General features: G+C 27.9%; 8 protein-coding genes. 6 read left to right on the forward strand and 2 right to left on the reverse strand.

All coding sequences use genetic code 11. The annotated features are described in order from the left end of the window. Positions 1-469: 469 nt before the first annotated feature. Entirely contained in the window at positions 470-1,000 is a 531-nt protein-coding gene (locus tag CLOBL_RS26250; protein ID WP_077861693.1) for an NAD(P)H-dependent oxidoreductase, read from the reverse strand. Positions 1,001-1,193: 193 nt separating this feature from the next. Here CLOBL_RS26250 and CLOBL_RS26255 point away from each other — a divergent pair, with 193 nt between their 5' ends. From CLOBL_RS26255 to CLOBL_RS26280, 6 genes are all read left to right on the forward strand, one after another. Then, a complete protein-coding gene (locus CLOBL_RS26255) occupies positions 1,194-1,559 on the forward strand; it encodes a winged helix-turn-helix transcriptional regulator (RefSeq protein WP_077861694.1) in 366 nt (121 codons plus the stop codon). Positions 1,560-1,657: 98 nt separating this feature from the next. Then, positions 1,658-2,053 (forward strand): MerR family transcriptional regulator, encoded by a 396-nt coding sequence (locus CLOBL_RS26260; protein ID WP_077861695.1) that lies wholly within the window; start codon positions 1,658-1,660, stop codon positions 2,051-2,053. 85 nt (positions 2,054-2,138) lie between these two features. After that, positions 2,139-2,786, forward strand: coding sequence for a flavodoxin family protein (locus CLOBL_RS26265; protein WP_077861696.1), 648 nt, complete (start codon positions 2,139-2,141; stop codon positions 2,784-2,786). Positions 2,787-3,097: 311 nt separating this feature from the next. Further along, positions 3,098-3,988 carry an HNH endonuclease gene (locus tag CLOBL_RS26270; RefSeq protein ID WP_077861697.1) on the forward strand — a complete coding sequence of 297 codons (891 nt, stop codon included), beginning with the start codon at positions 3,098-3,100 and terminating at the stop codon, positions 3,986-3,988. Between the two features lie 143 nt (positions 3,989-4,131). Beyond that, positions 4,132-4,629 (forward strand): NUDIX hydrolase, encoded by a 498-nt coding sequence (locus tag CLOBL_RS26275; RefSeq protein ID WP_077861698.1) that lies wholly within the window; start codon positions 4,132-4,134, stop codon positions 4,627-4,629. A 311-nt stretch (positions 4,630-4,940) separates the two neighbouring features. Next, positions 4,941-5,483 (forward strand): hypothetical protein, encoded by a 543-nt coding sequence (locus CLOBL_RS26280; RefSeq protein WP_242953933.1) that lies wholly within the window; start codon positions 4,941-4,943, stop codon positions 5,481-5,483. Positions 5,484-5,606: 123 nt separating this feature from the next. Here the strand turns inward: CLOBL_RS26280 and CLOBL_RS26285 are convergent, their stop codons facing one another. After that, positions 5,607-6,095, reverse strand: a complete 489-nt coding sequence (locus CLOBL_RS26285) for a hypothetical protein (RefSeq protein WP_077861700.1) — start codon at positions 6,093-6,095, stop codon at positions 5,607-5,609. Positions 6,096-6,700 lie beyond the last annotated feature (605 nt).

Below are 6,700 nucleotides of genomic sequence, written 5' to 3' on the forward strand. Positions count from 1 at the left end.
ATAATCCACTATGGATATTTTTATTAGTTCAATTTCATTTTACAACAGGTCAAAAATTAAAAGTTCAAATTTAAACAATGTTTATAATATTAATATTTAATACAAGGTTTAGGATAATGAAGGGTGAACTTTATCATAAATAAAATATAAATTCCCATTATTCATATAATTGGACATGCTGCAGTGATTCTAATTAGGCTAACACTACGAAGCTGTAATTGGTTATATTAAATAAAACTTGTTGTTTGAGAAGTGTTAAGTATGGTATTTAAAAACTATGTTGAATTGAAAGATAAATTATAAATTTGTAAATAAAAAGAAGAGAATTTTCATAAGTAAGAAATGAGATATATAAAGAGTCAATAATTAAAAAATTGCAAAAAAATTACTGAGAGTAACTCTAATCAGTAATTTTTTATTTACAAATCTGTATATTAAAAAAGAAAAAGTCACAGTACTCAATTAGTTATTACTTGAAATCAAAGATATATTTAATATAATCTTTTGCACTTTGATTGATTTCTTCTTCACTAGCTTCATATGAAGCACCAAATATTGCAAAGTGGGGCATTAAAATTGCACCTACATGTATAGCTGTAGCTTTGAAAGGAATAATAACTTCATCTACTGTAAAGGTAACAGAACCAGATGGTAAGTAATTATCTTTTTTATCACCTATTGACATTGCTATTCCAAATTTCTTGCCTTTAAGCTTGTCACCTTTAGAACCGTAAGCCCAACCATGAGTAAAAACTTCATCCAACCATTTTTTTAATAGTGAAGGATAGCTATACCAATATAATGGAAATTGAAATATAATATTGTCATATGATTCAAGCAATTTTTGCTCCTTTAAAACATTAATATTTCCATCTGGATATTCTTTATATAGTTCATGAATAGTAATTTCATCAGGATATAGAAGTAATTCCTGTTTCCATCTTTTATTGATCTTTGAATCTATTATAGTAGGGTGTGCCAAAATAACAAGTGTTTGCATAATTTTACTCCTTTTTTAATAAAATTTTTATTGGTTTTTATGAATATAGTTTATAATGGCTTTAAGGGATTGTAAATACACACAATGAAGTAACAATGTTACTTGAAAGTAAGTATTGAATGGTGATAGTATGTTGATGATAATGAGTCATTATATTATCTAAATATAATAAAAATTTCACGTGGAGGTTAGTATGAAACAATATAATTTAGGTATAGAAGCTACACTAGAAATAATAGGAGGAAAATGGAAAGCGTTAATTATATGTTTTTTGATGCATGGAAAAAAAAGGACAAGTGAATTACAACGTTGTATACCGGCTATTACACAAAAAGTCCTTATTGAGCAACTTCGTGAGCTTGAGAAAGATGGTATTATAGGTAGAATTGTATATAATCAGATGCCTCCAAAGGTTGAATATCATATTACGGAGTACGGGGTATCAGTAAACAAAATAATTGATTTAATGTGTTCTTGGGGAAGAGATAATATAAAAAGAAGACAACAACAGGGAGAAGATGTAAAATTATTAATGAATACACTTATAGATATTGATTAATCAATTCTAGTACGTTTCTTATTCAACGTTAAGTTTTATAGATTTTAATTTGTTTTGATAAAATAAACCTAGCATTGTAATAAATAAGGAGAAAAAGTTTGAATAAATATACACGAAAGTATTTATCAGAATTATTTAATATAGGAAAAGAAACTTTGAGATATTATGAAAGTATAAATTTGATACCCAATCCAATAAGGAATGAAAGTGGTTATAGAGTTTATTTAGAGGAAGATGTATTAAGAATTAAATTTATTGTTCAAATGAAAAATTATGGGTTTAGCTTAAAAGAAATATCTAATTTGATTAAAATAGTTAGTAATGAAAAATGTGCTCATAGAGATACGTTAGTAGATTACATAGATAATAAGATAACTGGAGTTGAAAATAAAATTAAAGAATTATATCAATTGATAGAGATACTAAATAAAGTAAAGGGAAATAAGAATTTAGGTGAATGTGATTTTTTAAAATCATTAATAAATAATTCTTGACGTTGTTCTATACTACAACCATTACTCTATTAATAAAGTTAATTTAATAATTAAATTTTATAAAATAGGAAATGGGGTTATAAATATGAAGGTAGTTGCTATTAATGGAAGTCCAAGAAAAGACTGGAATACAGGAATCTTGCTAAATAAGGCTCTTGAGGGAGCAGCATTAAATGGGGCAGAAACAGAAATGATTAATCTATATGATTTTACTTATAAAGGGTGTAAAAGTTGTTTCGCATGTAAGTTGAAAAATGGTAATAGTTATGGACAGTGCTGCATTAATGATGAAATAAGTCCAATTCTAGAAAAAATTAAGAATGCAGATTCTATAATTCTTGCTTCTCCAATTTACTTAGGTTCAATTACAGGTGAAATGAAATCTTTTATGGAGCGATTAATTTTTCCATATCTAGTGTATGATAAAAAATATTCTTCGCTTTTTACTAAAAGAATTTCTGTAGGATTAATTTATACATTTGGAGTTAATGAGCAAAAATTGGAGCAAACAAAATGGAAAGAAGCCATTAAATATAATGAATTTTTATTTGAAAGGTTTTTTGGGAAAACGGAATCGCTTTTTGTGACAGATACATATCAATTTGATGATTATTCAAAATATGTTTCAACAGCTTTTGATGCTGACAAAAAATTAAAACGTAGGAAAGAAGTATTTCCACAAGATTGCAAAAAAGCATTTGAATTGGGAAAACGACTAATCCAAATATTATAAGAGACTTAAAAAATTATAGCAAATGGATATAATGGCTAAGCAATAAATTTCAATTTGTAGAATAAGTTTTAAGCGGTATCAATTGATAATATGGTGAATTATCATATATAGAATACAAATTCCCATTATTCATAAAATCATGCTTTACGATTATAAAAAAATACATTTGCTTATTTTGTTATTCTTAAACAGTAAAGTGGTTTCAATGATTAATCAGCAGGAGTTTAAAAATATATTACGAATTTAAATGTTACAGAGTACGATAATCTAATTAAGATAAATATTTTATAGCTAAAAATTGGAGGAACAGTATGACTGAGAAAATATGTAAAATTATTGATGGTGAATATCATTGCGATATTGATATAACTACTGAGGAATGGAAGCAATTGTTAGTTAATCCTAAAGTTTTTGATGATAAAAGCAAAGAAGCTATAAAGAAATGGTACATAGAACCTGGATATTCTGCAACTTGTGGTTATATAGGTAAAAAATATAATGAGCATAGCATGAGTGCTAATGGAATTATAAATGGTTTGGCGGGAAGAGTACAAAAAGAACTTGGACGCTTTGAGGTTAAGGGAATAGGTGATATAGCTAAAGGAACAAGATTTATTGTAGTGATGAAAAGCAAACAAATTAATACAAAACCAAAGACTTGGGAATGGACACTAAGAGAAGAACTTGTACAGGCTATTGAGGAATTAAATATATTTTCAGATGATAGTTATTCAGATGATGACCTTATTTCAGATATTAGTAAAAGCGATATTTCTTTGGATACCACATATTTCGAATATACAGGTAAATCTAAAAATAAAAAAAATCCTATTTGTATCCAAAATAAATATGTTTATCCTAGAAGCCGCAGGGTATCAATAAATGCGTTGAGGCATGCAAATTACAAATGTGAATTTGATAATACTCATTCAACATTTCTTAGAAAAAACTCAAACTTAAACTATACAGAACCTCATCATTTGGTACCACTCACTTATTACAAAAATTTTGAAGTATCTTTAGATGTTGAAGAAAATATTGTTTCTTTATGCTGTAATTGTCACAAACAAATACACTTAGGACAAGGATTTCAAGCAATGATTGAAAAACTATATGATGAACGGAAAGATTTATTAAAAAAAGTTGATATAGATATTTCTTTAAATGAATTGATTAAATTATATAAAAATAATAAATGCTAAAATTGAATAATGGAATTTAAAGTATAAGCAAGTATTTAATTAAAAAATAGTCTTAGCTAAAAACAAGAGTTAAAGCAGTCAGATGAATTATATTATAAATAAAATACAATTTCTAACTGATTGTAATTTGAAAGGATAGAGTTATGGAATTATGGGATGCATATAATGAAAATGAAATAAAAGTAGGAATTGATTTAATTAGAGGTGAGAAAATAGATGAAGGCCTATTTCATGCAGTAGTTGTAATTATTGTTTGTCATGAGGATGGAACTTATCTATTAATGCAACGAGATTGGAATAAATCAAAGTTCCCAGGTTTATGGGAAGCAGGTGCTAGTGGATGCGTTTTAAAAAGTGAGAGTATTTTAGAAGCGGCAAAAAGAGAATTACTTGAGGAAACAGGAATTGTCTCTGAAGAGCTTAAGTTGATTTATAATATTATTAATGCAGAGGTGAATGCATTTTTCAAAGTATTTTTATGTACTTGTAATATTGATAAAAATAATATTGTACTCCAAAAAGGTGAAACCATTGATTTTAGATGGGTTTCTTCAAAAAAATTAGTTGATTTTATAGATTCCGAATATTTCATAAATCCATCTCCAAAAGAATTAAAACAGTATGTTATGTCTAATCAATAAATTATAATTTGTAGTTTAGATTATTTGTATTTTCAAAAGATTGCGAGGAGGAAATAGTAATGTCGTTTGGGAATATAATATTTGCCACTATATGTTGGCTGTGTTCATTGACTTTTGTGGTGATCGCTCTTTGGGCGTTCAAACGTAAAGAACCGATGCACTTTTGCTCAGGAAGTACCGTAAGACCTGAAGAGATAGCGGACATTCCTTCATACAACCGCGAGAATGGTTTGATGTGGGGAATTTATAGCGTTTGTATGTTTGTGACAGGTATATTGTCCCTTTTCAGTATTATAACAGGTGTTATTTTATTGGTAATTATATGTGTTCCTGGAATTGTGGTATTAGTCGTTGCATATAATCGGATTTATAACAAATACAGAAGCACATCGGTTATTTACAAAACTGATGTGTCAATATCAAAGACGCCAAAAGCGGTTATTATTGCTATAGCTTCAATTTCTGCAGTAATTCTTATTGGGATATGTGCATTATTTTTTTATGGTGAAAAAGACCCTGATATAAGTGTACTTGATGGACACATACAAATAAAAGCTATGTATGGATTAAATATTGACTCCTCTGAAGTTCATAATATATCTCTTATAGAGAAAAGCATGAGTGATATTGGTATTGGCACAAGGACTAATGGGTATGGCGGTACCGGGGGAGCCTTAAAAGGAAATTTCAAATCAGATACACTCGGTGAAACTTTACTCTTTGTTCAACCTAAGTCATCTCCTACAATAAAGATTGAACGAACCGATAAGAAAGATGTATATATAAGTTTACATAACAGCGAAAGTACGGAGCAGCTATACCGCGAATTGATAGCAAACATACCGCTAAAATGAATGCTCGCCTTATTGTTATTTATCTGCTAAGAAGCATAATCTGACGCTGACAAATTTCAATTGGCAGAGCCAGCTATAAGAATTATAAAGGCAGATTAAGTTATACTTAGCCTGCCTTTATTTTTATTCCTTAAGATTATTTTTTAGATACTCATAATAATAGCGGATAGCTTCATCAACAATGGTATTTAAATATACATTGTCATCGTTATGGATAACTTTTATTTTACCTAAAATACGCACTGTTGAGCGCCTTAAGGTATAGCTTCTTACCATATCAAAGGCTTCGCCATCAACAGAAGGGGTTCTGCCATTTGGATTAGCTTTTTGAGTTCTATGATCTAAAATATCATCTTTATGAGCAGCGCTATTAAAAGAAGTATCATTAGTTGAGATTACTTTATTAGGAGTGATAGAGGAGGTGGTAGCAGAATTTGTAAAAATTTCAGTTGGTTCATCAGACGAGTCAAAAGAAAAAGATCTTAAAAGTTCACCCTCAATTTTTGCCTCACCATCACAAAATTCACTTACATCTAGTTCTTCATCTTCATTAATGCTAAAGTCATCTTTAACTTGATCTTTACTTTTTGATTTTTTTGTAGTTATGTTCATTAATAAAGCCTCCTTATTTATTTTTAAATATGCATCAATAGAAATCAGTGCGTAATTAAATTATCATCAACAGATTTAATTACCTTACATAATAGAAATATGCAAATATAAAAATATAAAAATACTTAAATAGAAAAAAATTAAAATTTTTTCACATTTTTAAATATTCATAGGTTCATATAAAGCTATAAAAATGTGAAAATATGTTTGAATATTTCTAGGTAAGTTTGTTTATAGAAATATATTTAAATAGGAATATATGTAGAAAGAAAAGAATTTTAATATGAAAATAGGTAAATATATAAATATTTATAGGAAACATGCGGGTTGGAAAGGTATGGTGTGAATTTTATAAAATGAATTTTATTGTAAGCAAAAAAAATCATTTTGTAGAGTTATCAATTGCTATAGATAACCAAAACAAAAAATTTACTTATACACTTGGAATTCTTATTGATATTACATGAATCAGGCTAATGCATATGTTAAATTTATAAACTTTACTTATATGTAGGATAATTATCTATTTAAGTTAAACTTTTGTGTGCACCTATACTAGAAATCATATACATTTTTGTGAAGCAGGCATTTGAAATTGAGCTGCT

This window comes from Clostridium sp. BL-8 (assembly GCF_002006495.1).
In the GTDB taxonomy this organism is placed as follows: Bacteria; Bacillota; Clostridia; order Clostridiales; family Clostridiaceae; genus Clostridium.

Bases quoted from the DNA above. Each gene is read 5' to 3' on its own strand.
- CLOBL_RS26250 (WP_077861693.1), bottom strand. From the start codon at position 1,000: ATGCAAACACTTGTTATTTTGGCACACCCTACTATAATAGATTCAAAG.
- CLOBL_RS26255 (WP_077861694.1), top strand. From the start codon at position 1,194: ATGAAACAATATAATTTAGGTATAGAAGCTACACTAGAAATAATAGGA.
- CLOBL_RS26265 (WP_077861696.1), top strand. From the start codon at position 2,139: ATGAAGGTAGTTGCTATTAATGGAAGTCCAAGAAAAGACTGGAATACA.
- CLOBL_RS26270 (WP_077861697.1), top strand. From the start codon at position 3,098: ATGACTGAGAAAATATGTAAAATTATTGATGGTGAATATCATTGCGAT.
- CLOBL_RS26275 (WP_077861698.1), top strand. From the start codon at position 4,132: ATGGAATTATGGGATGCATATAATGAAAATGAAATAAAAGTAGGAATT.
- CLOBL_RS26285 (WP_077861700.1), bottom strand. From the start codon at position 6,095: ATGAACATAACTACAAAAAAATCAAAAAGTAAAGATCAAGTTAAAGAT.